We start from the raw sequence: 26,111 nt of genomic DNA, 5'->3' as shown, positions 1-26,111 counted from the left end.
CCGGCTCTCACCGGACGGCTTTCCACGTGTTTTATTTTAGGTGGTCTCTCTCGCGCGCCGCGTAACGCGTCTTTTGCTTACTGCTGTGCTACGAACTCGATACGCCGGTTGTGAAAGCGGCCGCCTTCGGTGTCGTTGCTGTCGACGGGTTTGGCGTCGCCGTAACCTTCGGCCGTGAGCGTGGATGCGTTCACGCCCCGCGCGACCAGGTAGGTGCGCACGGCTTGCGCGCGGCGCTTCGAGAGCGACAGATTGCCCGCCTTGTCGCCGACGTTATCCGAATAGCCCGCGATCTGGATCTTCACCGGCTTGCCTTCCTTCGCGCAGGCGTTGAGCACCTTGGCCGACTGGCGCAGGTCCTCGCCCGCCGAGGCCGGGATCGTCACGCTGCCCGTCGCGAAGTTCACGACCTGCAGGTTGAGCACCTTCACGATATCGGCGGAAGCGCACGAAGCGTCCGCGCCGAACAGGCCCTTCACGGCGTCGCGGAACGACTGCGTGGCGTCGGCCACGGCCTGGCCCACGTTGAACACGCCGACGTCGAAGCCCGAGCCGAACAGCGCCTTGAGCTTGTCGAGCCAGCCGAGCTGCGCGTTGGCCGCGGTGCCGCTCAACTCGACGTGCGAGCCGTCGATCTTCACTTCGGCGCCGGGCAGCGCGAGCAGCGGCAGCAAGCCGTCGAGATGCGCGAGCCACTCGGCGGCCTTCGTCGCGGCGTCGACCGTCACGTCGGCGTTGAACTTGCCTGCGCCGAACTTCTTCGTGAGCGCGTCGATGAGCTGGGCCTTCTCGGCGTCGGTGCCCACCGTCGCGGTGACCGTCGGCACGCCGGCCTTGTCGACCGTGAACGAGAAGTGCGAATCCTGCGTGGGCGCCGGTGCCGAAGCGGCATCAGCGGTGGATGCTGCGGATGCCGGCGCAGCCGACGTGGCGTCCGAAGCCTGCGAAGCCGGCAGCGCGATAGGAGCGTTCGCGTCCGATGCGGCGTCCGACGCCGCTTCCGCGGCAGGCGCAACGGCCGAGGCGGCCTGCGTGGCCCCCGTCTGCGTATCTTCGCCGGCCTCGTCGCGATGGCACGAGCGCAGCGCGAAGAACGCGATGATCAGCGCGATCGCGGCCAGCAGCCACCACAGCCACGAATGCCCGCGCCTGGCCGGTTCGATCGGCGGCGTGCGGTTCGCGACGACCTGCGGCGGCACCGCGGCCGGCGTCGGACGCTCGACCGGTTGCGGATGCTCGAGATGCGACGAGACGTCCTTCAGGCGCGTGAGAATCGCGCCCGCAAAGGTGGCTGCGCTGCCGAGGCCGACGGCCTGCGCGAGGCGGTCGGTGAGGCTCGCATTGACCGACGAGAGTTGATGGCCGAGCAGCGTAGGCAGTTGGCCGACAGCGCCCTGCGACGCCGTGAAGTGCTGCTTCAGGATGCCCATGACCGCCGCGCCAACCACGCCGGTCAGCGAGAACGCCGTCGATTGCGCCGCGCCCGTTTGCGTGGCCACGGCGTCGGCGAGCGTGCCGACGTTGACGCCCGCGCCCTTCTGGATCAGTTCGCGGCCCGCGGTCTCGAGCAGGCTCAGGCCCGAGGTGCTCGCGAGCATGTCGGGCAGTTGCTTGCCGATCAGCGCGTTGACCTCGGGCGACATGATGGTGGAAAAGAGACCGCGCGCGCCTTCGGGCGTGCTGCCGCGCTGCATGAACGCGGCGACGATGGCCGGCGCGGCTGCGCTCGTGACCTTGCGGGTGAGATCGGGCGTGAGGCCGAAGCGGCCGGCGAGCGTGCGCACGACATCGTCGCTCAGGACCGTTTCCAGTAAGTGAAAGACGTTGATGCTCATCGAGGCGGTTCCTCCTGTTCGCGGACGCGCCAACTGACACGCCCAACTGCCGCGCGATTATAGGGAGTCCGAAATCTCGAAAATACGATGGGCGCATGTACCGCACACTGTTTGACGAAAACCTGGCGATTGGGCCTCGATTGGGCTCTGGCTTCGTCAATGCAATGTCAAAACGACGCGTATTGCGCCTCGCTTCGATGTCTCGCTGCGAGGCCTCGTTTCAGTGCCTCGCAGGACAGCGCGCCGATGGGTATGGAAAGAGGAAAAAGCGCGCGCGTCAGGCGATGACCGTCGCGCCGTTCGTCGCGGTGCCGGTGCGCCGGCTCGCGGCGATGAAGTCGGCCGCGCGCTCGCCGATCATCACCGTCGGCGCATTGGTGTTGCCGCCGATCAGCGTAGGCATGATCGAGGCGTCGGCGATGCGCAGGTGCGTGACGCCACGCACGCGCAACTGCGCGTCGACGACCGAACGCGCGTCGCCGCCCATGCGGCAGGTGGCGACGGGGTGATAGATCGTGTCGGCGTGCGCCGCGATGGCCGCGCGCAGCTCGGCATCGCTCTGGTCCCGATCGGTGTAGAGCTCGCGGCCGGCCATCTGCGCGAGCGCGGGTGCGTCGAGAATGCGCCGCGCGATGCGTGCGCCTTGCACGAGCAGGTCGAGATCGCGCGCATCGGAGAAGAATTGCGGATCGATCACGGGCGCGACGCGCGCATCGGCGCTCGCGAGCGTGACCGTGCCGCGGCTCGCCGGGCGCAGCACGCAGACGTGCAGCGAATAGCCGTGGCCCCAGTGCAGGCGGCGACTATGGTCGTCGACGAGCGCCGTGCAAAAGTGCAGTTGCAGATCGGGCCGTTCGAGCTCGAGGCGACTCTTCAGAAAGCCGCCCGCCTCCGCCACGTTGGTCGTGAACAGGCCGCGCCGGCTGCGCAGGTAACGCACGAACGCGGGCGCCATGCGCGCGGCGCCGCGCAGCGAGTAGCCCACGGTCTCGCTCGAATGCACGCGCTTGTTGAACGTGAAGTCGATATGATCGATCAGGTTGCGGCCCACTTCGGGCGTGTCGTGGCGCACCGCGATTCCGTGCGCGCGCAGTTGCGCGGCGGGACCGATGCCCGAGCACATCAGCAGTTGCGGAGAGTTGAATGCGCCGGCCGCGAGGATCACCTCGGCGCGCGCTTCGAGCGTTTCGGTGCGGCCGCCGCGCGCCACTTCGATGCCGCTCGCGCGCGCGCCGTCGAACGTGATGCGCAGCACGGTCGCATCGGCGATCAAATGGAGATTCGCGCGCTCGCCCGGCGCTGCATCGTAGAGATACGCGCGCGCCACGGTGCAGCGCTCGCCGCCGCGCTGCGTCACCTGGTAGAAGCCCACGCCCTCCTGCACCGCGCCGTTGAAGTCGTCGTTCAGCGGCAAGCCGGCCTCGCGCGCGGCCTGCACGAAGCGCTCGGCCACGGGATTGCGCTCGCACAGATCCGAGACGCCGAGCGGGCCGCCCGCGCCGTGCCATGCGCTGGCGCCGCGCGAGTTGTCCTCGGCGCGCAGGAAGTACGGCAGCACGTCGTCCCACGCCCAGCCCGCGCAGCCCAGTTGCGCCCATTCGTCGTAATCGAGCGGATGGCCGCGCGTGTAGATCATCGCGTTGATGGCGCTCGAGCCGCCGAAGCCGCGTCCGCGCGGCTGATACCCGCGGCGGCCCGCGAGGCCCGGCTGGGGCACGGTCTCGTACGCGTAGTTGTTCTTCGTGCGAAACGGCACGAGCGCCGCGACGCCCATCGGCATATTGACGAACGGATTGCGCGCCGTGTGCGGCCCGGCCTCGACGAGCGCGATGCTCGCCTTGGGACAGCGCGCGGCCAGCCGCCCGGCGAGCGATGCGCCGCCCGAGCCGCCGCCTACGATGACGTAGTCGTATTGCATGCCTCCTCCCTGTGCTGAGTCGGGCGTTGCATGCAAAACGCGCTTGAGGCACGCTAGCTGCACGCTCGTTCGATTTCGCTTTTTCGCGCATTGTAGGAAGCGTCCGCAGTCGCGGTCAGCTTTTATCTCAGAACCTTTCCTCTAATCCTTCGACCACGTAGGCGGCAGTCAGGCGGCTACCATGAAAGGCAGTTTCAGCCACGAGAGCTGAAAGGTTCCAGCAAGCAGCACAGGGAGCGCTGGAGCGCACATGGACCGCGCATCGGAATCGGCCTCGTCCGATCACGCGCCGCCGATGGAGACACGCAGATGGACCCGACGGACCGCAGCAGCACGCTGCATGCAACGCAGACGATGGGCGCCGATGCGCTTACGCATCGCCCCGACACGCCCGCGCATCGCCCCGGCACTACGCACGAAGTCACGAATCAGGCGCCGCCGCTCGCCGATTACAACCTTTTCACGACCGATGCCGCGCTGGGCGAGGCGCTCGCGCGGGCGGGCGCGGGCTGGCATCGCGACGCGCTCGTGCGGCACGGTGCGACGCTGGGCGCGACCGCGACGCTAGCGCTCGCCGATCTCGCCAACCGCCACGCGCCCGAGCTGCATACGCACAGCCCGCGCGGCGAGCGGATCGACGCGCTCGAATTCCATCCCGCCTGGCACGAACTGCTCGCGCTGCTGCGCGCCGAAGGGCTGCACGCGCTGCCGTTCTCCGAGCCGCGTCCCGGTGCGATGGCCGCGCGCTGCGCCGGCTATTTCCTGCACGCGCAGCTCGAATCGGGGTCGCTCTGCCCGCTCACGATGACGTTCGCGAGCATCCCCGTGCTGCAGCGCGAGCCCGAGTTGTTCGAAGGGCTGCGCGAGCAGCTCTATACGCGCGAACACGATGCGCGCGACGTGCCGCTCGCGGCCAAGCGCTCGATGATGATCGGCATGGGCATGACCGAAAAGCAGGGCGGCTCGGACGTGCGCAGCAACCGCACCGAGGCGCGCCCGGCCGGCATCGCCAGCGGACGCGGCGCCGAGTATCTGCTCACCGGCCACAAGTGGTTCTTCTCCGCGCCGCAGTGCGACGCGCATCTGGTGCTCGCGCGCACCACCGAGCACGACGGGCTCTCCTGCTTCTTCGTGCCGCGCTTCAGGCCCGACGGCACGAAGAACGCGGTCCACGTGCAGCGCCTGAAAGACAAGCTCGGCAACCGCTCGAACGCGAGCAGCGAGGTGGAGTTCTTCGACGCCTGGGGCGTGATGGTCGGCGACGAAGGGCGCGGCGTGCCGACCATCATCGAAATGGCGAACTACACGCGGCTCGACTGCGTGATCGGCAGCGCAGCGCTCATGCGCGCGGCGCTGGTGCAGGCGATCCACCACGCGCGGCACCGCAGCGCGTTCGGCCGCGCGCTCGCCGATCAGCCGCTCATGCAGAACGTGCTCGCCGATCTCGCGCTCGAATCCGAGGCCGCCACGGCGCTGTTCATGGGGCTCGCGCGGGCGTTCGAGGACAGCGACAACGCAAAAGCCACCGAACCCGGCGCCGAGGAGAGCGAGCGCGCGCTCCTCGCGCGCGCCTGGCGGCGCATCGTCACGCCGGCCGCGAAGTTCTGGGTCTGCAAGCGCGCGCTCGCCTTCACGGGTGAGGCGATGGAGGTCTGGGGCGGCAACGGCTACGTCGAGGAAGGGCCGATGGCGCGCTTTTACCGCGAGGCGCCCGTCAATTCGATCTGGGAGGGCTCGGGCAACGTGATGTGTCTCGACGTGCTGCGCGCGCTCGAACGCGATGCCGACGCCGCGCAGGTCCTCTTTCTCGCCTGGCGGCGCGAGGCTGCGGGGCATCCCGCGCTTGCGGCGGCGCTCGACCGGCTCTCAGTGCTGCTCAACGGCGCGCCCGGCACGCGCGAGGCCAGCGCGCGCCACATCGCCCAGCAGATCGTGCTGATCGCGCAAGCCATGCTGCTGCGCGCGGGGCCGCCCGAGGTGGCCGAGGCGTTCATCGCCACGCGTCTGGACGAGCACGACGCCGACTGCGCACGCGTGTTCGGCACGCTGCCTGCGCGCTTCGATCATGCGGCGCTGATCGCGCGGGCGCTGCCGGCGGACTATCTCGCGGCTTGAAGGGCCGCGCCTGGCGGCGCGAGTCATGGCGTAAGCGCGGCGCAATCGTGGCATAAGCGGCGGCGGCCCGACGAATTCACAGCAACCCCGGCATGGCCGTTGCGCCATCCTCATGAGGACCGACCATGAAGCAGGATCTGCCCGAAGCCTTCGCCCGTCAGCACAGGAACGACAGCAGCCACAGCGCGCCGCATAAGCCCTCAGGCCTGCCAGGCGACCCGAACGAAGCGCTACACGCGTTGTTCGCCGCGCAGCGCGAAGCGCATCTGCGCGCGCCGTTTCCCGCGTGGAGCGAGCGCGCGCGTCATCTGCGCGCGCTGCGCGACGTGCTCTTTGCCCATCAGGATGCGCTGGCCGAAGCGATGAACACCGATTTCGGCCAGCGCTCGAAGGCCGAGGTGGCGCTTTCGGAGTTCGTGGTGCTCAAGCAGGAGATCGACGCCGCGCTCAAGCACGGCGAGCGCTGGATGCGCCCGCAGCGCCGCCGCGCCGGCAAATGGCTCGCGCCGGGCCGCGCGCGCGTTATTCCGCAGCCGCTCGGCGTGGTGGGCATCGTCGCGCCGTGGAACTATCCGCTGCTGCTCGGCGCGAGCCCGCTCGTGTGCGCGCTCGCGGCGGGCAACCGCGCGATGATCAAGATGTCGGAACTCACGCCGCGCACTTCGGCGCTCTTCGAGGAGCTGATTGCGCAGACCTTCGCCCCCGAGCACGTGGCGGTCGTGAACGGCGACGCCGCCGTGGGCGCCGCGTTCACGGCGCTGCCGTTCGACCATCTGCTCTTCACGGGCTCGACGCGCGTCGGCCACGAGGTGATGCGCGCCGCCGCCGCCAATCTCACGCCGGTCACGCTGGAGCTGGGCGGCAAGTCGCCCGTGCTGATCGGTGAGCACGCGCGCTTCGACTATGCCGTCGACAGCCTGCTGCTCGGCAAGACGCTCAACGCAGGGCAGACCTGCATCGCGCCCGATTACGTGCTGCTGCCGCGCGGCGGAGAGGACGCGTTCATCGCCCGCGCGCGCACGCGCTTCGCCGAGCTCTACCCCGACTTCGCGAACAACGGCGACTACACGTCGATCATTTCGGCGCGCCACTACGAGCGGCTCGAACGCCTCGCCGACGAAGCGCAGGCCGCGGGTGCGCAGTTGCATCCGCTCGGGCCCCGCGATGCCGCCACGCGGCGCTTTGCGCCCGTGATCGTGACGGGAGCGGGTGCTCAGACGCCATTGATGCAGGAGGAGATTTTCGGGCCGCTGCTGCCGCTCGTGCCCTACGATTCGCTCGACGAAGCGCTGCGCTACGTCAATGCGCGCGCCCGGCCGCTCGCGCTCTACCTCTACGCCGACGACGCGCAAACCGTCGAGCGCGTGACGCGCGAGACCGTGGCGGGCGGCATGTCGGTGAACGAGACGCTCATGCATATCGCGGCCGAGGGGCTGCCGTTCGGCGGCGTCGGCGCGAGCGGGATGGGCGCGTATCACGGCTACGAGGGCTTCGTCACGTTCTCGCAAATGAAGCCCGTGTTCACGCAGGCGCGCGTGAACGCGCGTGGGCTGATCGCGCCGCCTTACGGCAAGTTGTTCAACCTGCTGATACGCGTGATGCTGAAGTTCTAGCGGGGCAAACGCGGCTCGCTTCCTTGGCGGTCAACTCACACGCCAACTCGCGTCAACTAGCGCGGCAACGCAGGCCAGCGCAACGGGCTGCCCGCGAGCGCCTTGGCGTCGGGCAGACGCGACTGCGTTGCCGCTCCCTGCGCACCGCTCGCGGCCGCCCTGGCTTCGCGCGCGTCGCTTTCCTCCGCCTCGACGCCGTGCAGCCACGCGAGCATCTCCGCCACGGCCTGATAAAGCTGCGGCGGGATCTGCGTATCCAGATCCACCTGCATCAGCAGCGAGACCATTTCGGGCGCCTCGTGCACGTAGAGGCCCGCTTCCTTCGCGCGCTGCACGATCATCTCCGCGACGAGCCCATAGCCCTTCGCGACCACGCGCGGCGCGCCGTCGCGCGCGATGGGATCGTCATAGGCGAGCGCGGCGGCGCTCCTGCGGTTCGTGCGGCTCATCCGAGCTCCCAGTCTGTCGAGTCCGTGGCGGGCGGCGCATCGGCCGCGTATGCCGCCTGTGAGGTGGGCACCGCGCCGTGCATTTCGCCGGGGCTAGCTGCGTGGGCGTCGTTCGCCTGAGCCGCGGCGGCGCGCGCATAGGCGCCGGCGGCCCGCGCGCCGTCCATGCCCATCGCACCACCGCCACCACCCGCGCCGCCAATCTCGCGGATCGACAGCCCCGCGAGCGCGAGCCCGAGCGCTTCGAGCCGTCCGCGCAGCGCTTCGCCATGCGCGGTGAGGCGCTGCGCGCCGCCGGGGCTCGCCTGCACGCGCACCGCGAGCGTCGAGCCCGCGAGCGTGAGCTCCGCGTCGACGGTGCCTAGCGCGGGCAGCGCCAGCGTGAGGCGCGTGCGCCACGACATTTCATCGCTGTCGTCGGCGGCGCTGCGGCCCGCGCGCGGGTCGCGGCGCTCGTCGTCGTCCTGCTCGATGCTCCAGTCGAGCCGCACGCCCGGCCAGGCCTCGCCGGTCCAGCGGAATTCGCCCGTGGCGAGCAAGTCGAGCTGCTGACGCACGAGCGGCAGCAGCGCCTCATGCACGCCGACGCCCGCGCCCGCCCCGGCGGGCGTGCGGGCGGCAGGCAAGAGCGTCTCGGCGAGCACGGCCGCGCCGGCGCCTGCGCGGGCGGCTTCCTGCGCGAGCGCGGCGGCGTCACCGCGCGCGCCCGGGGCCGCCGCATTTGCCAGGTTCGCCAGGTTCGCCAGGTTCGCCAGGTTCGCCGCGTTGGCAGCATTGGCCGCGCGCGCGCCCTGCTGCGCGGCGCCGGACAGATCGGTCCACAGCACGTCGTCGATATCGTCCTGGCCCCAGTCGAGCGGCAATTGCGCGCCGCCGCTGGTCAGGCGGTTGTGCGGCTCGTCGGCGAGCTCGGCGGGCGTGCGCTGGCCGCGCAGCCATTGGGTGAGATGCGATTCGTAGAAGAGGCCGCTCGACGCCACCGTCTGCGCGAGCGTGGCGGCCAGCGCGGCGACGGGGCTCGATTGCGCGGCGAGCGCCGTTCCCTGGGCCGCTTGCGCGCCTTGCGGCGTGGAGGCGGCGGCGTCATCGGTAGCGGCCGCGCCATCGGCGTCTTGCACGCCGCCGGGCAGTCCCGCCCCGGCGTCCGCTGCCGCGAGATCGGCGAGCAGCGCGGCTTCCAGCGCCTGGATCTGGGCCTGAGCCTGGGCCACTCCGCCCGCCTGAGCGGCGGAATTCGGCACGCCCGGCAACGGCAGCGAGCCGGCATCACCCGCAGACGCATCGCCAGCCGCCCCCGGATCGGCCCAGAGCGGCGCGCGTCCGACCACGGCGGGCGTGGCTTCGCCGCCCGAACGGATGATCGCGTCGAGCGCGAGCGCAACGGCGGAGAGCACCGCCTGCGCCGAAGCCTGCGGCGAGCCGGGGCTCTGCGGATCGGCCAGCGCGGCGACGCCGCCCGCGAGCGCCGAAACGCCCGTCTGCGCGGCGCCCGCGCTGCCCTGCGAGGCGCTCGGGCCCAGTGCGCCTATGCGGCTGGCGAGCAGCGACGCGGCGCTCGTATCGATTCCGTTCATGCGGAGCATGGCCCGCGCGGGCCCGGTTAAGCACCGCGCGGCCTCTGCGGCTGCGCGGCGCGGTCAGTTTTCTCGCTGATGCGTATGGCCGGGCCGACGATGCCCCCGCCCCTAGCGCGCGCCGTACAGCTCCTGCAGCACCCGCGCGGGCTGCCCGGTGCCGTGAAAGAGCGCCGCGAGGCGCGCCATGCACGGACTCGCGAGGTCGCGGATCGCCGCGTCGTCGGCGAGGATCTGCCGGATCAGCTCGTACTTGCGCGTGCGCTCGGGTGCGGTGAGCCGCACGCCGAAATCGGCATTCTTGAGCGCGTCGACGAGGCGCCGGTACTCCTCCTGGAGACCGATCAGCTCGTTCCAGTGGGCGCCGCGCGCGGCGTGGAGCATCTGCCCCGAGACGGCTGCAATCGCCTCGTAGCGGGCGAAGTAGTCTGCTTTCGAACTCATCTCGTCAATGGACCGGACGCAGGACCGGAAGCCGCTTTGGCCATCCGCTCCACTTCCGGCGCAATCCCCAACCAGGCTTCCTCGAGCGTCGCCAGCAGGCCGTCGACTTCGACCAGCATGGACTCGCTCTGTTGAATGTTCGCTTCGAGCAGGCGTTTCGTCATGTAACCGTAGAGTGCGTTCAGGCGCTGCGCGATTTCCCCGCCCGCCTCCACGTTCAACGCCAGCTGAAGCCCGCTTTCGACGATCCGGATTGCCTTGCCGATCGCCTCGCCGCGCGGGCCCACATTGCCCATCTGCAGATGCATGCGGGCCTGGGCGATCGCCTTGCGCGCGCCTTCGTACAGGAGCGCGATCAGCTTGTGCGGACTCGCGCCCATGACCCCTGTTTCGACACCCACGCGTGCATAGGCGTTAGCTCCAGACTGTGCAGGGGAAAACATCGGCGCTTCTCCTTCTAACGTGCGGCTGTGGATACGGTGTATCCGGCCCCTTGCGCCTCGTGGCGCGAGCCGGTTCTAGCCGTGTTATCGGAACGGCACGGGAGAAGCTTTAATCGGACGAATGTGGCAAAGCCGGACGGGGGCGCTAGACCTGGATCTGCATGATGTCGGTGTAGGCCGAAACGAGCTTGTTGCGCACCTGCAGGCCGAACTGGAAGCCGATGTTGGCCTTCTGCATGTCGACCATGACGTCGTTGAGCGACACGTTGCCGGCTCCGAGCTCGAACGCCTGCGACTCGCCGACGGCCTTTTGCTGGTCGTCGCTGATCTTGTCGAGCGATGCCTTGAGCGCCGCGGCGAAGCCGCCCGCGGTGGCCGCGCCCGAGCCGCCGTCGGCCGCGGCGGCGCTGCTCGCCGCCTGGGTGGCCATCGACTGCATCTGCGCCAAGGCCGACGTGAGTGGGTTGACTGGCACGGTCATGTTTGCTCCGTTTCAAGACGTTTCAGAGGGTCGCGCAAGGGCGGCTGGCGCCGCCCGGCAAACCCGGCGCGCATACAGAACGCCGAATCTGGAGAGGAGCATAGCAATTCGCCCATTCGCGCAGCCCCGAAACTAGGGGGAAAACCCGGCTCTATTCGCGCAATCGGCTTGCCACGGCTCTCGGATAATCCCTGTCGTGAAAGTCTCAGCCGCGCGCGTGGCGCGCCGCGGGACAGCAAGTCTCCCGGAGAAACCCGTCGCATGGATTCGTCTGCCAACTCTTTGATCAACCCCGACGCCCGCGTGGGCCTCGCCACCGGCGGCGCCTCGGGCGCGGCGGCCGCCGGCGTGGCAGGCGGCGCCGCGGAGGACCTGGGCGGCGGCTTTGCGCAGCGCCTCGGGTCGCTTTCGTCGCTGGGCAAGGTGCGCGGCAACCCGCGCGCGCCGCTCATCGTCGCCGTGGCGGTGCTGGTCGCCGTGGTCGCGGGGCTCATCCTCTGGTCGCGCGCGCCCGACTACAAGGTGCTCTACAGCAACCTCTCGGACCGCGACGGCGGCGCCATCATCACGGCGCTGCAGGCCGCCAACGTGCCCTACAAGCTGTCGGAAGGCGGCGGCGCGATCCTCGTGCCGTCCGACCAGGTGGGCGAAATGCGTCTGCGCCTCGCCCAGCAGGGCCTGCCCAAGAGCGGCTCGGTGGGCTTCGAGCTGATGGACAACCAGAAGTTCGGCATCAGCCAGTTCGCCGAGCAGGTCAACTACCAGCGCGCGCTCGAAGGCGAGCTCGAGCAAACGATTCAATCGATCCAGAGCGTGAAGTCGGCGCGCGTGCATCTGGCCATTCCGAAGCCCTCGGTGTTCGTGCGCGAGCGCGAAGCGCCCACGGCCTCGGTGCTCGTCAACCTGTATCCGGGCCGCGTGCTCGACGACGGCCAGGTGGCCGCCATCACGCACATGGTCGCCTCGGCCGTGCCCGACCTGCCGGTGCGCAACGTCACCGTGGTCGACCAGGACGGCAACCTGCTCACGCAAAGCGCCACGGGCGCCGGGCTCGACGCCTCGCAGCTCAAGTACGTGCGCCAGGTCGAGCACGACACCCAGGCGCGCATCGACGCGATCCTGGCTCCCCTCTTCGGCGCCGGCAACGCGCGCTCGCAGGTGAGCGCCGACCTCGACTTCTCGAAGCTCGAGCAGACTTCGGAGAACTACGGCCCGAACGGCAACCCGCAGCAGGCCGCCATCCGCAGCCAGCAGCAGAGCATCGCCACCGATTCGCAGCAGTCGAGCGCGGGCGGCGTGCCCGGCGCGCTCTCGAACACGCCGCCGCAGCCGGCCTCGGCGCCCATCAGCGCGCCCGCGGGCGCGAGCGGCGCGGCGAGCGTCACGCCGCTCTCGGACCACCGCGACACCACCACGAACTACGAGCTCGACCGCACCGTGCGCCACTTCCAGCAGGCGCCGGGCGACATCAAGCGGCTCTCGGTGGCCGTGGTCGTCAACTATCAGCAGCACGTGGACGCCAAGGGCCACGCGACGATGCAGCCGCTCGACGCGCAAAAGCTCGCGCAGGTCGAGCAGCTCGTGAAGGACGCGATGGGCTACGACGCGAAGCGCGGCGACTCGGTCAACGTCGTGAACGCCGCGTTCCAGCAGGAGATCGATCCGGGCGCGAACCTGCCGTGGTGGCGCCAGCCCGACATGATCGCGCTCGCGAGGCAGATCGCGACGTGGCTCGGCATCGGCGTGGTGGCGCTGTTCCTCTATTTCGTGATGGTGAAGCCGGCGCTGCGCCGCGCCTTCCCGCCGCCCGCACCGGCCGCGCCCGCGCTCGCCGGCGAAGGCGAGCCGATGCTGCTCGACGGCCTGCCGGGCCTCGACAAGCTCGAAGGCGCCGGGGATGCCGACAGCGACGGCGGCCTCCTCGCGCTCGAGAACGAGAAGCACAAATTCGAACGCAACCTGGAATTCGCGCGCAGCATCGCGCGCCAGGATCCCAAGATCGTCGCAACCGTGGTCAAGAGCTGGGTGAACGATGAACGCTGAAGGAGCCACCAAGAGCGCACTGCTGCTCATGTCGATCGGCGAGGAGGAGGCCGCACAGGTCTTCAAGTTCCTCGGCCCGCGCGAGGTGCAGAAGATCGGCGCCGCCATGGCCGCGCTCAAGAACGTCAAGCGCGAAGAGATCGACAGCGTGCTGCAGGAGTTCGTGAAGGAAGCCGAGCAGCACAGCGCGCTCTCGCTCGACTCGAACGACTACATCCGCAGCGTGCTCACCAAGGCGCTCGGCGAGGACAAGGCCGGCGCCGTGATCGACCGCATCCTGCAAGGCGGCGACACGAGCGGCATCGAAGGCCTCAAGTGGATGGATTCGGGGTCGGTGGCCGAGCTCATCAAGAACGAGCATCCGCAGATCATCGCCACGATCCTCGTGCATCTGGACCGCGACCAGGCCTCCGAGATCGCCTCGTGCTTCACCGAGCGTCTGCGCAACGACGTGCTGCTGCGGATCGCGACGCTCGACGGCATCCAGCCGCAGGCGCTGCGCGAACTCGACGACGTGCTCACAGGCCTGCTCTCGGGCAGCGACAACCTGAAGCGCAGCCCGATGGGCGGCATTCGCACGGCCGCCGAGATCCTCAACTTCATGACGAGCCAGCATGAGGAAGGCGTGATCGAGAACGTGCGCCAGTACGACGCCGAGCTCGCGCAGAAGATCATCGACCAGATGTTCGTGTTCGAGAACCTGCTCGATCTCGAAGACCGCGCGATCCAGCTCCTGCTCAAGGAAGTGGAGTCGGAGTCGCTCATCATCTCGCTCAAGGGCGCGCCGCCCGCGCTGCGCACCAAGTTCCTCTCGAACATGTCGCAGCGCGCCGCGGAACTGCTCGCCGAAGACCTCGACGCGCGCGGTCCGGTGCGTGTTTCGGAGGTCGAAGCCCAGCAACGGCGTATCCTGCAGATCGTGCGCAACCTTGCCGAGAGCGGCCAGGTCGTGATCGGCGGAAAGGCGGAAGACGCTTATGTCTGACGAAGCCACGCAAACGGCAGCCCAACAGCGGGGCGCGCGCTCGGCGTACCAGCGCTGGGAGATGGCGTCGTTCGACCCGCCTCCTCCTCCGCCGCCGCCGCCCACGCCCGACGAAACGGCCGCGTTCGAAGCCGAGCTCCAGCGCGTGCGCGACTCGGCGCACCAGCAGGGCCTCGCGTCCGGCCACGTGGCGGGCCAGGCGCTCGGCTATCAGGCCGGCTATGAACAAGGCCACAAGCAGGGCTTCGAGCAGGGACGCGAAGAGGCGCGCGCGCAGGCGCGGCAACTGGCGCAGCTCGCGCAGCGTTTTGCCGATGCCTTGCAGACGGCCGAAGCGGGCGTGGCCGAAACGCTTGTCGAGCTCGCGCTCGACATCGCGCAGCAGGTCGTGCGCCAGCACGTCCAGCACGATCCGACGGCGCTGCTGGCCGCGGCGCGCGAGGTGCTCGCGCACGAGCCGCAGCTCGCGGGTTCGCCGCAACTCGTGGTGAGCCCCGCCGATCTGCCGGTGGTGGAGGCCTATCTGATGGAGGAGCTGCAAACGCGCGGCTGGACCGTGCGGACCGACGCGGCGCTCGAGCGCGGCGGCTGCCGCGCCCAGGCGGCGAGCGGCGAAGTCGATGCGGCCATCTCTACGCGCTGGGAGCGCGTGGCGGCGGCGCTCGGCAAGGCACGGCCATGGTGAATTCGAACCCGCGCCAGACGATCCACACGGGCGGCCTCACGCCGCTCGAGCAGGAACTCGCGCTCGCGTCGTTCGGGCCCGGCGCGCACGACCCCGTGCAAACGCGCGGCGTGCTGGTGGGCGACGACACGCAAGCGGGCCTGCCGCACGCCGAAGCCGCCAGAGAAACCGGCATTGCGGGCGCCAGCGAGGCGCTCGAAGCCGTCGAGGCCGCCATCGCCAGCGCGGGCTCGGACGGCGCGGATCATGGCCACCATGATGCTTCGGCCAGCCAGAGTGTTCACGACGACAACGAACGCACGCCCTACACCCCGCCGCCGAACTACGACCCGAACAACCCTCACCTCACCGCCTGGAACGCGCGTCTCGCGAGCGTGCGCGCACGCAACGCGCTGGCGTTGCCGCTGCGCGGCTGCGGGCGCCTCACGCGCGCGGCGGGCCTCGTGCTCGAAGCCGTGGGGCTGCGCCTCGCCGTGGGCGCCGAGGTGATGATCGAGCTGCCGCCGGGCAGCACGCTGCCGATGGCCGAAGCCGAGGTCGTGGGCTTCGCGGGCGACAAGCTCTTTCTCATGCCGACCACCGAAGTCGCGGGCCTGTTGCCCGGCGCGCGCGTCTGGCCGCTCGAAAGCGCGCCCATTGCCGATCCGATGGCGGGCGCCAAGCGCCTGCCGGTGGGCTGGGGGCTGCTCGGACGCGTGCTCGACGCCTCGGGCCGCCCGCTCGACGGCCTCGGGCCGCTCAACACCGAAGCCGACGCGCCGCTCACCGCGCCCGTCATCAACCCGCTGAACCGCGAGCCGATCCACAAGGTGCTCGACGTGGGCGTGCGCGCGATCAACGCGCTGTTGACGGTCGGGCGCGGCCAGCGCATGGGCCTGTTCGCGGGCTCGGGCGTCGGCAAATCGGTGCTGCTCGGCACCATGGCGCGCGCGACCAGCGCCGAGGTCATCGTGATCGGGCTGATCGGCGAGCGCGGCCGCGAAGTGAAGGAATTCATCGAGCAGATCCTCGGCGTTGAAGGCCTCGCGCGCTCGGTCGTGGTGGCCGCGCCCGCCGACGTCTCGCCGCTGTTGCGCATGCAGGCCGCCGCGTACACGACCACGCTCGCCGAATATTTCCGCGACCAGGGCAAGCACGTGCTGCTGCTGATGGACTCGCTCACGCGCTATGCGATGGCGCAGCGCGAGATCGCGCTCGCGATCGGCGAGCCGCCCGCGACCAAGGGCTATCCGCCCTCGGTATTCGCGAAGCTCCCGGCGCTCGTCGAGCGCACCGGCAACGGCCCCGAGGGCGGCGGCTCGATCACGGCGTTCTACACCGTGCTCACCGAAGGCGACGACCAGCAGGACCCCATCGCCGACTCGGCGCGCGCGATTCTCGACGGCCATATCGTGCTCTCGCGCACGCTCGCCGAAAGCGGCCACTATCCGGCCATCGACATCGAGGCGTCGATCAGCCGCGCGATGACCGCGCTCATCGACGAGCGGCATCTGAACCAGACGCGCGCGTTCAAGCAGATGCTCTCGCGCTACCAGCGCAACCGCGACCTCATCAACGTGGGCGCGTACGTGAGCGGGCGCGACGCGGTGCTCGACCGCGCCATCGCGCTGTATCCGCGCATCGAGGCCTTTCTGCAGCAGGGCTATCGCGAAACGGCGGACTATCAACACAGCGTCGAGATGCTCGGCGCGCTGATCGGCAACATAGCGGGCAACGCACAAGGCAACGGCCCAGGAGCCAGGACATGACGAAACAGACCGCGCTGCAGACCCTCATCGGCCTTGCACAGGACGATGTCGACGCCGCAACGCAACGGCTCGGACGCGTCCAGCGCGAGCGCGTGGAAGTGGAAAAGCAACTGAAGTCACTGATCGACTACCGCGACGAGTATCACGCGCGCTTCACCGAGTCGGCGCGCGCGGGCATGGCGGCGGGCAATGTGCGCAACTTCCAGGCGTTCATCGACACGCTCGACACCGCCATCGAGCAGCAGCGCCGCCTGCTCGAACAGGCCACGCAGCGCGTGGAAGCGGCCAGGCCCGACTGGCAGCGCAGCAAGCAGAAGCTCGGCTCGTACGAAGTGCTGCAGTCGCGCCAGGACGAAGCGCAGGCGCGCAAGGACGCCCGCCGCGAGCAGCGCGACGCCGACGAGCACGCCGCGCGCGCGCTGCGCATGCGCACCCCGCATCCCTGAGGCGGCACGCCCCGATCACGTTCAAGAGAGCAGACACCATGTCGCTTCTATCCGCAGTCAGTTCGTTGTTCGATGCCGCTACCGGCGCTACCGGCAACGGCGCGAGCCCGTCGGACCTCGCGAGCCAGGGCTTCGCGCAGACGCTGCAGCAAAGCATCGCCTCGCAAACCGCGCAGAACATGCCGCAAGCCAGCGCCACGCAGCAGGCCATGCAGGGGAATGGATCGGCTTCGTCGGTTTATGGCGGCGCGAGCGCGGCGGCCTCGCAAGCCTCTCAAGCCGCCCATTCGGCGCAATCGTCGCAGCAGGCCAGCAACGGCGCTTCGGCGCACGGCACGCAGCACGCGTCGAAGAGCAACCACCACGCCGACGACGCCCATACGCGCCAGAAGCAGGCCGAAGCCGCCGGCTCGCAGGCCGCCGCGGCGCAGGCTCAGGCGCAACAGGCCCAGCAGGCCGCGCAGCAAGCCCAGAGCGACGGCAGTGACGCCGCCGATGCCGCCGATGCCACGCTCGCAGGCGTGGCCGCCGCAACGGCGGGCGCAGCAGGCGCAACCGGGGCGGATGGCGCGGCGGGCGACGGCACGGCCAGCGGCGACCCGAAGTCGGTGAACGATGCGCTGCACGCCGCGCTCGCGACGCTGCGCGGCGGCGCGGCCACGCTGAACACGCAAGGCGCGGGCGCGCCGGGCGCGGCTTCGGGCGGCGCGAGCATCGCAGGCAGCTTCGCGGCGCACATGGGCACGCAGGCGAAGGCGAAAACCCAAGGCATCGACATCGACGACAAGAGCGCCACCGCGGGCGCCGCGAAGTCCGTCGCCGCCACGGCCACCGACGCGGGCACGCAGAACGCCAACGCCGCCCTTGCCGCAGCGGCGCAGCAAGCGGCGTCCGCGCAACCGGCCGCCTCGAACAGCGCCACCGACGCGCTCGCCGCCACCCAGGCGGCCGCCGCAGCCGCGGCTCAGGCCCAGGCGACCCAGGCCACTCAGGCCGCGAGCGCCAACCCGGCCGCCTCGGCGGCGGCCTCGGCCGCGCTCGCGCCCCAGGTGGGCAGCTCGGACTGGGAGGACGCGCTCAGCCAGAAAGTGGTGTTCCTCTCGAACGCGCACCAGCAGTCGGCCGAGCTCACGCTCAATCCCAAGGATCTCGGGCCGCTGCAGGTCGTGCTGCAAGTCGCCGACAACCATGCGCATGCGCTGTTCGTCTCGCAGCATCAGCAGGTGCGCGAGGCCGTGGAAGCCGCGCTGCCCAAGCTGCGCGAGCAGATGCAGCAGAACGGCATCGGCCTCGGCAGCGCGAGCGTCAGCGACGGCTTCTCGCGCCAGATGAACCAGCAGGCCCAGCAGGACGGCGGCAGCGGTTCGGGCGGCTCGCGCGCGGCACGTTCGGGGAGCGTTGCCGGCGTCGGCTCCGCAAGCGGCGTGGACAGCGCCGCGAGCGCCGCCACGACGGCCACGCAGCGCACCGTGGGCTTGATCGACACGTTCGCCTGAGGCCGGCGTGGCGTGACGTGACGCCCGCCGGTCCGCGCGGCGCACAAAGCCAAGAGATAGCCGCAAATCCCCCGTCTATTCCTCCCATCGCTGTAAGGCAAAAGCCGGAACAATGCAGGCTGCCGGAATGAATGCGAGCGCGCCGTAGCAAATCGACAGCAAATCGACAGCAAATCGACCGTAAAGCGCAGCACGCCCTCCGGCCCCGACACCGGCATCACTCAAGGCTCACCCAGGCTCACCCAGGCTCACGACCGACATGGCGACCACGACCGCAACCCAGCAAGCCGCGCCCCAGAGCGCGCAACCCGGACCGCTGAAGCGCATCCTCCTCATCGTGCTCATCGCGCTCGTAGCCGCCGGTGCGGCGGGCGGCGGCGTCTGGTTCTTCATGTCGCGCCACGCCACGAGCGCGCCGGCGGCCGCGAGCGCGCCCCCGCCGCCCGCCGTGCCCGTCTACTACCCGCTCGAACCGATGACCGTGAACCTGCAGTCCGACGACGGCGAGACGCACTATCTGCGCATCGGCCTCACGCTCAAGCTCGACAGCCAGGCGACCCAGGACGCGCTCGTCGCGCGCATGCCCGAGATCCGCAGCCGGTTGCTGCTCGCGCTCTCGAACAAGCATCCGTCCGATCTCGCGCCGCTCGAGGGCAAGCGCGCGCTCGCCACCGAGCTCGCCGCGATCATCTCGCAGCCCACCGACCCGCGCGGCACGCCGGCCAAGGTCGAAGGCGTGCTGTTCACCGAATTCGTCGTGCAATAAGCGCAGCATGAACACGCTCAACATGAACCCGCGCGTTCGCCCGCATGCCGCATGCGCGGGCATGGCGCAGTTAATCCGGAGCCTGGCATCATGAGCATGGGTCACGACGAGTTCATGTCGCAGGAGGAGGTCGATGCCCTCCTCAAGGGCGTCACCGGCGAAGTCGATACCGAGGCGGCCCAGACCGAAAAGCAGGGCGTGCGTCCGTACAACATCGCGACGCAGGAACGCATCGTACGCGGGCGCATGCCCGGCCTCGAAATCATCAACGAGCGTTTCGCGCGCCTCATGCGCGTGGGCATCTTCAACTTCATGCGCCGCACCGCCGAGATTTCCGTGGGCCCCGTGCGCGTGCAGAAGTACAGCGAGTTCACGCGCAACCTGCCGATCCCGACCAACCTGAACCTCGTGCACGTGAAGCCGCTGCGCGGCACCTCGCTGTTCGTGTTCGACCCGAACCTCGTGTTCTTCGTGGTCGACAACCTGTTCGGCGGCGACGGGCGCTTTCACACGCGCGTCGAAGGGCGCGACTTCACGCAGACCGAGCAGCGCATCATCAGCAAGCTGCTCAACCTCGTGTTCGATCACTACACCACGGCCTGGAAGAGCGTGCGTCCGCTCACGTTCGAATACGTGCGCTCGGAAATGCACACGCAGTTCGCCAACGTGGCCACGCCCAACGAAATCGTGATCGTCACGCAGTTCTCGATCGAGTTCGGCACGACGGGCGGCACGCTGCACATCTGCATGCCCTACTCGATGATCGAGCCGATCCGCGACGTGCTCGCCTCGCCGCTGCAAGGCGAAGTGCTCGACGTGGACCGCCGCTGGGTGCGCGTGCTCTCGCAGCAGGTGCAGGCCGCCGAGGTCGAGCTCACCGCTGATCTCGCGCAGGTGCCCGTGACGTTCGAGCAGATCCTGAACATGAAGAAAGGCGACGTGCTGCCGATCAACATTCCCGAGCACATCGTCGCGAAGGTGGACGGCGTGCCGGTGATGGAATGCGGCTACGGAATTTTCAATGGTCAATACGCGTTGCGGGTCCAGAAGATGATCAGCGCAGCCGACACGATGAAGGAAGGTGGATATGAGTGACGTGAACGCCACGCAAGGCGACGAGCCCGTGCTCGAGCCGGGTCAGACCGCAGCAGGTGGAGCGGGCGCCGATGCCCTCGACGCGATGGACGACTGGGCCGCCGCGCTCGCCGAGCAGAACGGCCACGAAAGCCATGAAGTGGCCGCGCAGCCCGCCGCCGTGTTCCAGCCGCTCTCGAAGGTGGACTCGAACTCGACGCGCAACGACATCGACATGATCCTGGACATCCCCGTCCAGATGACCGTCGAGCTGGGCCGCACCAAGATCGCGATCCGCAACCTGCTGCAGCTCGCGCAGGGCTCGGTGGTGGAGCTCGACGGCCTCGCCGGCGAGCCGATGGACGTGCTCGTGAACGGCTGCCTCATCGCCCAGGGCGAAGTGGTGGTCGTGAACGACAAGTTCGGCATCCGCCTCACCGACATCATCACGCCCTCCGAGCGCATCCGGAAGCTGAATCGATGAAACGCCTGGCTGTATCCGGCTACGCGCTGGGCGTTGCATGTGCGAGCGCATGGCTCGCCGCCGTGCCCGCGCAGGCCGCCGACTTGCAAGCCGTGAACCAGGCCGCGCGCTCGGCATCGGGCGCGTCGGCGGTGATCGCCGGCAGCGCCGTGCCCTCGCTCGGCTTCGGCGCGGTGCTGCAAACCGTGTTCGGCCTCGTGCTCGTGATCGGCGTGGTGTTCGGCTGCGCATGGCTCGCGCGGCGCCTCGGCCTTCAGCACGGCCCCAGGAGCGCGCTCGTGAAGACCGTGGGCGGCGCCTCGCTCGGCGGCAAGGAGCGCGTGGCCGTGGTCGAGATCGGCGACACCTGGCTCGTGCTGGGCGCCGCACCCGGCAACGTGCGCCTGTTGCACACGATGCCCGCGGGCGAACTGCCCGCCGCAGCCGGCGCCGCCGCAGGTGGCAACCCCTCCGCCCTTCAAGGCAGCTTCGGACAGCGCTTTCGTGACGCGCTGAAACACGAGGCAGGCAAACGTTTCAAGCGTCACGACGGCGGAGCGCAGTAAATGCACGGCAGCACCCATGACGCGCTCGCGGGCGGCCACGCCCGCGCCTGTGCGCACGCTTCCCGAAGCGTGAGATTCTCGCGCGCGGCGTTGCCCGTCGCGCTCTTGCTAGGCGCGGGCGCCGTGGCGCTCCTGCTGCCGCACCTCGCGCATGCACAGGCGGCACAGGCGGCACAGCCGCAAGGCCTGCCGGCCTTCAACACGAGCCCGGGCCCCAACGGCGGCACCACGTATTCGCTGAGCGTGCAGACGATGCTGCTGCTCACGATGCTGTCGTTCCTGCCCGCGATGGTGCTGATGATGACGAGCTTCACGCGCATCATCATCGTGCTCTCGCTGCTGCGCCAGGCGCTCGGCACGACCACCACGCCGCCCAACCAGGTGCTCGTGGGCCTCGCGCTGTTTCTCACGCTGTTCGTGATGTCGCCGGTGATCGACAAGGCTTACAACGACGGCTACAAGCCGTTCGCCGCGGGCACGATCTCGATGGACGAAGCCGTGACGCGCGGCGTCGCGCCGTTCAAGACCTTCATGCTGAGGCAGACCCGCGAGTCGGACCTCGCCCTGTTCGCGCGCATCGCGCACGCGGCGCCCATGCAGGGCCCCGAGGACGTGCCGCTCACGCTGCTCGTGCCCTCGTTCGTCACGAGCGAGCTGAAGACCGGGTTTCAGATCGGCTTCACGATCTTCATTCCGTTTCTCATCATCGACATGGTGGTGGCGAGTGTGCTGATGTCGATGGGCATGATGATGGTTTCGCCCGCAACGATCTCGCTGCCGTTCAAGCTCATGCTGTTCGTGCTCGTGGACGGCTGGCAACTGCTGATCGGCTCGCTCGCGCAGAGCTTCACCTGAGGACTCAAGCGATGACGCCCGAAACCGTGATGACCCTTTCGCACGAGGCCATGTACGTGGCCTTGCTGCTGGCCGCGCCGCTGTTGCTCGTGTCGCTCGTCGTGGGTCTCGTGGTGAGCCTCTTTCAGGCCGCCACGCAGATCAACGAAAGCACGCTCTCGTTCATCCCCAAGCTCATCGCGATTGCGGTGACGCTCGTGATCGCCGGACCGTGGATGCTCACGACGATGCTCGACTACATGCATCGCATGTTCGCGAGCATTCCCTCGCTGGCCGGTTAGTTAGCAGTACGCGGCGCTTTCCTGCGCGCGCGCCTTTCGACGCTCACACGATGTTCACCGTCACCTACGCGCAGCTCAATCTCTGGCTCACCGCGTTCCTCTGGCCGTTCACGCGCATTCTCGCGCTGGTGGCCGTGGCGCCGGTGCTCGGTCATCGCTCGGTGCCCACGCGCGTGAAGATCGGGCTCGCGGCGTTCATTACGCTGATCGTCGCTCCAACGCTCGATCCCATGCCGCAGGTCACGGTGTTTTCGGCCGAAGGCGTCTGGATACTCGCCAATCAATTTCTGATCGGTGCGGCGCTGGGTTTTACGATGCAGATCGTGTTCGCCGTGGTGACTGCGGCCGGCGATTTGATGGGTCTCGGGATGGGGCTCGGTTTTGCGTCGTTCTTCGATCCGCAGGCCAATACGTCCACGCCCGCGCTTTCGTCCTGGCTCAACATCATGGCGATGCTCGCGTTTCTCGTCTTCGACGGGCATTTGCAGATGATTGCCGCGCTCGTGGAGACGTTTCATAGCGTGCCGGTCTCGGCCAATGTGCTTTCGGGCAATGGCTACCGGTCAATCGTGGGCTGGGGCGCGACGGTGTTCAACGGCGGGTTGCTGCTTTCGCTGCCGGTAGTGGTGGCGTTGCTTATTACCAATATCTCGCTTGGCATCCTTAATCGTGCCGCGCCGCAGATCGGGATCTTCCAGATTGGTTTCGCGCTCACGATGCTCGTGGGCCTGCTGCTGATTCAATTGATGATGCCGGATCTGATTCCCTACTTCGCAAGGTTGTTCGACGGCGGGATCGACCAGATGGGGCGCGTGGCGGCGGGGCTTCGGCCGGTGCCGTGAGTCGACCGCGAAGGGGCTGTGACTAGATCCTGGCGGTGAGCGTCACCCACGTCTGCTGACGCGCCGTGTTCTCCAGCGCATGCCCCGCCCGCAGCGCATAGCTGATCTGCGCCGACACATGCTTGCCCGTATAGCTTGCGCCGATCCCATACCCCTGCAGTCGCACCGACGTTCCCGTGATGGCGCCATCGTTGCGAACCCGGCCGCGCGCGTCGTCATAAAAGATCTGCAGCGAGGCGCCCGGCAACGGCGGAATGAACTGGCTCACGCCAACGGAAACAATCACGCCGTCGTCGACGGTCGCCGCGTTCTGGTCGTAGGCGCGCACCGCCGAGGGCCCGCCCAGGCTGAGCCGCTGCGAACCGTTCAGGCTGCGGCTGGCCCACTGGCCGTGGACCGAGAGCGTTGCTTGCGTAGTCGACGTGAGCGCCTGGAGGAAGGTGCCCGAAGGTTCGATCTTCGCGAAGTTGAAGCGGCGGTTCACATAGAGCGAATCGCTCGTGCTGTAGTCGTATTCCTTTTGCTTCGTCGTGCCGAAACTCGTCACGACGCTGTACTGCGTGGCGTTGCGCCGTTGGCCCCATTGGCCATAGTAATTGCCGTCGGCGCGTAGCGACGCCACGAGATGGCGGTCCTGGCTTTCGAGAATGTTGTCGAGCCTTTCGTCGTTCGTGAACCAGGCTTCCGCGCTCGCGCCCAGGTCGAGACTCGCGTTGGCGGTGCGAATCGCCGGCGTGGAGCCATAGAGGCTCGCGACATCGGCCTTGCCGGTGCCGAGGCCGCTGAATTCCTCGCCAAGCGCGTAATCCACATGCGAGTACGCGATGCCCGCCCGGCTCGCTCCCAGGCCGGTCAGCATGTCATAGGACACACGGCCGAGGCGCGTTTGCCCGTCCTCGCCCGAGCTCGTTTGCATGAAGCGCGGCGTGACGTAGACGGTCGCCTGCAACTGGTCGCCAAGACCGAGCGCGTTGTTCGCGCCGCCCGTCACGCCGACGCGGCGCCAGCCGGCCTGCCGCGACCCCGTGTTGTCGATGGTCGCCGCGGCGTAAAAGCGGTCGGCCGGCGTGACGTCGACGCCGACGATCGTGCCGCCCGGCTCGGTTCCCGGCGAAAGCGTCGAGGACACCGAACCCACACCGGGAACGCCTTCGACCACGCGCATGTTGCGCTCGATTTCGCGCAACGTCGGCGTGGCCTCGCTCGTGCTCGCGAGCAGGGTCGTGAGCCGTTGCGTCGACACCTTCGAGCCGTTCTGCACTTCGACCGCCTGGACGTGACCGCGCTCGATGCCGAAGCGCACGACGCCGGCGGTGACGGTCTGCGGCGGCAGCGTCACGCGCACGAGCGTGTCCCCGCCGTTGTACAGCACCGTCGTCAGCTCGTCGCGCAGCGCCTGTAATTGCGCGAACGTCACGCTGCGTCCGCGCCACGGCGCGAGAAAGGCATCGACGCGTTGCTGCTCGGCTGCGGAAAGCGCGCCGCCGAAATCGAACCCGTTGACGACGAAGCTGAACTCGCCCTCGGCGGGCGCCTGCGCGGCCGGGGCCGGCGATTGCACGGCCGGCGCGTGCTCGGTCGCGGACTCGCCTTCGATGCCGCGCGTCGTGTCGGCGCTCTGCCGGAGCAGCGCGCCGGCGTTGGGAATCTCGAAGGCGGCTGCCGAGGTGTGCCACGCCGCGAGACCAAGCAAGGGCAGGCAGGCGGGACCGAGTCGATGGCGAAGGTGCCGGTACCGGTTGGGGACTTTCACGGTGCGAAGAAAAACAAGGGTGCAAATCGGCGCCGCTCGATCCGCAAGACGTTGCCGGCGGTGCGGCAGCGTGAACGGGGGTAACGCCAATCAGGAAAGGAGAGGCACTGCATGCCTCTCCTTTATCGGGGGAACCCGGCAGAACCGGGGGGAGCGGAGGGGGCGGAGGGCCACCGGTCCTCCGCCCCTGCGATCACCGGGCGCGATGCGCGCCGGTGTCGCCGCAACCGCTATCGGTTGTCATCGGCCGCTGCTGCCGCCGTTATCCGAAACGGTGACCGGCGGGGGCAGCGTGATCTGCGGTGCGCTGAACGTGCCCATGTACTTCGTGACGTAGGCTTGCACGTCGATCGACTTGTTCGCCACGTTGTTGCCCGAGTAGACCGCGACCGCTTGCAGCGAAATGTCGGTGGCCGCGCGGGTCAGCGACGTCGGGTACTGGCCGATCATGCCGGTATAGGCGATGGTCGGAATGCCCGTGTCCGGATCGTACGAGACGCCCGGATCGACGGCCATCAAGACGCCGCCATTGCGGCTCGTCACGTTGCCGAGCTGGAAGATGCCCTTCTGCTGGTCGCTCTGGCAATCCGCACCCGGGGCGCACGCGCTGTTGGTGGCGTGGAAAACGACGTTGCCGTCGGAATTCACGTTGCCGAGCACGTACACCGTGTCGCCTTCGAGCGAGACGGTCTTGCCGGTCAGATTGCCGGTCTGGAGCGTGCCGCTGGTGCCCATCGTCACGTCGCCACCGGCAACGGTACTGACACCGTAATCCTGTACGACGTTCGAGCCCGTGATGTAGACCGAGCCTTTGGACGCCGTCATGTTCGCGGACTGGTTGAAGTTGCCCGAACCCGCCGCGTCGGCCTTGATGGACACGTCGCCCTTCGAAGCGGTAACCGCGCCCTTGAGGTCGACGCCCGTGCCCTGCATCCCCACGCTGCTGCCGTTGACTGCGCCGACGACCCAGATGCCGCCCTCCGTGCCGAGCTGGACATCGCCGGTGGCGTTGAGCCTGGCCGCCTGGAGCGAATCGCTTGCGCCCATCAGGATGCCGTCGCCCGCGGTGGTGACGACGTTCTTGTCCTGCACGAGGTTGTAGCCCGAGAGCTTGACCGAGCCCTTCGACGCCGTCACGTTCGCGTGCTGCATCAGGTCGCCGGGGCCCGTGCCATCGGCCTGGATCGAGACGTCGCCCTTCGAAGCGGTGATCCACGAATTGATGTCGACGCCCGT

At 68.9% G+C, this 26,111-nt stretch carries 24 protein-coding genes; 15 read left to right on the top strand and 9 right to left on the bottom strand.

Annotated elements, in window-relative coordinates:
• Positions 1–77: 77 nt before the first annotated feature.
• Entirely contained in the window at positions 78–1,835 is a 1,758-nt protein-coding gene (locus tag U5775_RS32215) for an OmpA family protein (RefSeq protein WP_322062177.1), read from the bottom strand.
• A 277-nt stretch (positions 1,836–2,112) separates the two neighbouring features.
• Positions 2,113–3,753: a GMC family oxidoreductase gene (locus U5775_RS32210; RefSeq protein ID WP_322062176.1), complete on the bottom strand. Its 1,641-nt coding sequence runs from the start codon at positions 3,751–3,753 to the stop codon at positions 2,113–2,115.
• 354 nt (positions 3,754–4,107) lie between these two features.
• On the opposite strand from U5775_RS32210, the gene U5775_RS32205 reads away from it, so the two are divergent.
• Together U5775_RS32205 and U5775_RS32200 are read left to right on the top strand one after the other, a co-directional pair.
• Positions 4,108–5,868, top strand: coding sequence for an isovaleryl-CoA dehydrogenase (locus U5775_RS32205; RefSeq protein ID WP_322062212.1), 1,761 nt, complete (start codon positions 4,108–4,110; stop codon positions 5,866–5,868).
• A gap of 125 nt (positions 5,869–5,993) precedes the next feature.
• Entirely contained in the window at positions 5,994–7,481 is a 1,488-nt protein-coding gene (locus U5775_RS32200) for a coniferyl aldehyde dehydrogenase (RefSeq protein ID WP_322062175.1), read from the top strand.
• 56 nt (positions 7,482–7,537) lie between these two features.
• Here the strand turns inward: U5775_RS32200 and U5775_RS32195 are convergent, their stop codons facing one another.
• The 5 genes from U5775_RS32195 to fliE all read right to left on the bottom strand — a co-directional run bounded on the left by U5775_RS32195 (position 7,538) and on the right by fliE (position 10,872).
• Entirely contained in the window at positions 7,538–7,930 is a 393-nt protein-coding gene (locus tag U5775_RS32195) for an EscU/YscU/HrcU family type III secretion system export apparatus switch protein (RefSeq protein ID WP_322062174.1), read from the bottom strand.
• Positions 7,927–9,504, bottom strand: a complete 1,578-nt coding sequence (locus U5775_RS32190) for a flagellar hook-length control protein FliK (RefSeq protein WP_322062173.1) — start codon at positions 9,502–9,504, stop codon at positions 7,927–7,929. The genes U5775_RS32195 and U5775_RS32190 overlap by 4 nt, the downstream gene beginning before the upstream one ends.
• A 111-nt stretch (positions 9,505–9,615) precedes the next feature.
• Positions 9,616–9,948 carry a flagellar protein FliT gene (locus U5775_RS32185; RefSeq protein WP_322062172.1) on the bottom strand — a complete coding sequence of 111 codons (333 nt, stop codon included), beginning with the start codon at positions 9,946–9,948 and terminating at the stop codon, positions 9,616–9,618.
• A complete protein-coding gene (gene fliS, locus U5775_RS32180) occupies positions 9,945–10,391 on the bottom strand; it encodes a flagellar export chaperone FliS (protein WP_322062171.1) in 447 nt (148 codons plus the stop codon). The genes U5775_RS32185 and fliS overlap by 4 nt, the downstream gene beginning before the upstream one ends.
• 145 nt (positions 10,392–10,536) lie before the next feature.
• Positions 10,537–10,872 (bottom strand): flagellar hook-basal body complex protein FliE, encoded by a 336-nt coding sequence (gene fliE / locus U5775_RS32175; RefSeq protein ID WP_322062170.1) that lies wholly within the window; start codon positions 10,870–10,872, stop codon positions 10,537–10,539.
• 261 nt (positions 10,873–11,133) lie between these two features.
• Here fliE and fliF point away from each other — a divergent pair, with 261 nt between their 5' ends.
• From fliF to fliR, 13 genes are all read left to right on the top strand, one after another.
• Positions 11,134–12,915 carry a flagellar basal-body MS-ring/collar protein FliF gene (fliF, locus tag U5775_RS32170; protein WP_322062169.1) on the top strand — a complete coding sequence of 594 codons (1,782 nt, stop codon included), beginning with the start codon at positions 11,134–11,136 and terminating at the stop codon, positions 12,913–12,915.
• Positions 12,905–13,900 (top strand): flagellar motor switch protein FliG, encoded by a 996-nt coding sequence (fliG, locus tag U5775_RS32165; RefSeq protein WP_322062168.1) that lies wholly within the window; start codon positions 12,905–12,907, stop codon positions 13,898–13,900. The genes fliF and fliG overlap by 11 nt, the downstream gene beginning before the upstream one ends.
• Positions 13,893–14,585 (top strand): flagellar assembly protein FliH, encoded by a 693-nt coding sequence (fliH, locus tag U5775_RS32160; RefSeq protein WP_322062167.1) that lies wholly within the window; start codon positions 13,893–13,895, stop codon positions 14,583–14,585. Before fliG ends, fliH begins: the two co-directional genes overlap by 8 nt.
• Complete coding sequence (gene fliI / locus U5775_RS32155; RefSeq protein ID WP_322062166.1) at positions 14,579–16,333, top strand: flagellar protein export ATPase FliI; 1,755 nt, start codon at positions 14,579–14,581, stop codon at positions 16,331–16,333. The genes fliH and fliI overlap by 7 nt, the downstream gene beginning before the upstream one ends.
• Positions 16,330–16,779, top strand: a complete 450-nt coding sequence (fliJ, locus tag U5775_RS32150) for a flagellar export protein FliJ (RefSeq protein WP_322062165.1) — start codon at positions 16,330–16,332, stop codon at positions 16,777–16,779. The genes fliI and fliJ overlap by 4 nt, the downstream gene beginning before the upstream one ends.
• A gap of 38 nt (positions 16,780–16,817) precedes the next feature.
• On the top strand, positions 16,818–18,275 hold the full coding sequence (locus U5775_RS32145; RefSeq protein ID WP_322062164.1) for a flagellar hook-length control protein FliK: 1,458 nt from the start codon (positions 16,818–16,820) through the stop codon (positions 18,273–18,275).
• 259 nt (positions 18,276–18,534) lie between these two features.
• On the top strand, positions 18,535–19,041 hold the full coding sequence (fliL, locus tag U5775_RS32140; protein WP_322062163.1) for a flagellar basal body-associated protein FliL: 507 nt from the start codon (positions 18,535–18,537) through the stop codon (positions 19,039–19,041).
• Between the two features lie 96 nt (positions 19,042–19,137).
• Positions 19,138–20,136: a flagellar motor switch protein FliM gene (fliM, locus tag U5775_RS32135; protein ID WP_322062211.1), complete on the top strand. Its 999-nt coding sequence runs from the start codon at positions 19,138–19,140 to the stop codon at positions 20,134–20,136.
• A complete protein-coding gene (gene fliN, locus U5775_RS32130) occupies positions 20,129–20,599 on the top strand; it encodes a flagellar motor switch protein FliN (protein ID WP_322062162.1) in 471 nt (156 codons plus the stop codon). The genes fliM and fliN overlap by 8 nt, the downstream gene beginning before the upstream one ends.
• On the top strand, positions 20,596–21,144 hold the full coding sequence (gene fliO / locus U5775_RS32125; RefSeq protein WP_322062161.1) for a flagellar biosynthetic protein FliO: 549 nt from the start codon (positions 20,596–20,598) through the stop codon (positions 21,142–21,144). Before fliN ends, fliO begins: the two co-directional genes overlap by 4 nt.
• Positions 21,145–21,999, top strand: coding sequence for a flagellar type III secretion system pore protein FliP (fliP, locus tag U5775_RS32120; protein ID WP_415913704.1), 855 nt, complete (start codon positions 21,145–21,147; stop codon positions 21,997–21,999).
• Between the two features lie 11 nt (positions 22,000–22,010).
• Positions 22,011–22,280: a flagellar biosynthesis protein FliQ gene (gene fliQ / locus U5775_RS32115; RefSeq protein ID WP_322062160.1), complete on the top strand. Its 270-nt coding sequence runs from the start codon at positions 22,011–22,013 to the stop codon at positions 22,278–22,280.
• 50 nt (positions 22,281–22,330) lie between these two features.
• Entirely contained in the window at positions 22,331–23,122 is a 792-nt protein-coding gene (fliR, locus tag U5775_RS32110; RefSeq protein ID WP_322062159.1) for a flagellar biosynthetic protein FliR, read from the top strand.
• 22 nt (positions 23,123–23,144) lie between these two features.
• Here fliR and U5775_RS32105 read toward each other — a convergent pair whose 3' ends face one another.
• Together U5775_RS32105 and U5775_RS32100 are read right to left on the bottom strand one after the other, a co-directional pair.
• Positions 23,145–24,875: a ShlB/FhaC/HecB family hemolysin secretion/activation protein gene (locus U5775_RS32105; RefSeq protein WP_322062158.1), complete on the bottom strand. Its 1,731-nt coding sequence runs from the start codon at positions 24,873–24,875 to the stop codon at positions 23,145–23,147.
• Between the two features lie 240 nt (positions 24,876–25,115).
• Positions 25,116–26,111: hypothetical protein (locus tag U5775_RS32100; RefSeq protein ID WP_322062157.1), on the bottom strand; the 996-nt coding region annotated here is incomplete at its 5' end.

This window comes from Paraburkholderia sp. J63 (assembly GCF_905220245.1).
In the GTDB taxonomy this organism is placed as follows: Bacteria; Pseudomonadota; Gammaproteobacteria; order Burkholderiales; family Burkholderiaceae; genus Paraburkholderia.
Note: the sequence above shows the minus strand (reverse complement) of the source record. Positions and strands in the feature narration are given on the sequence as shown.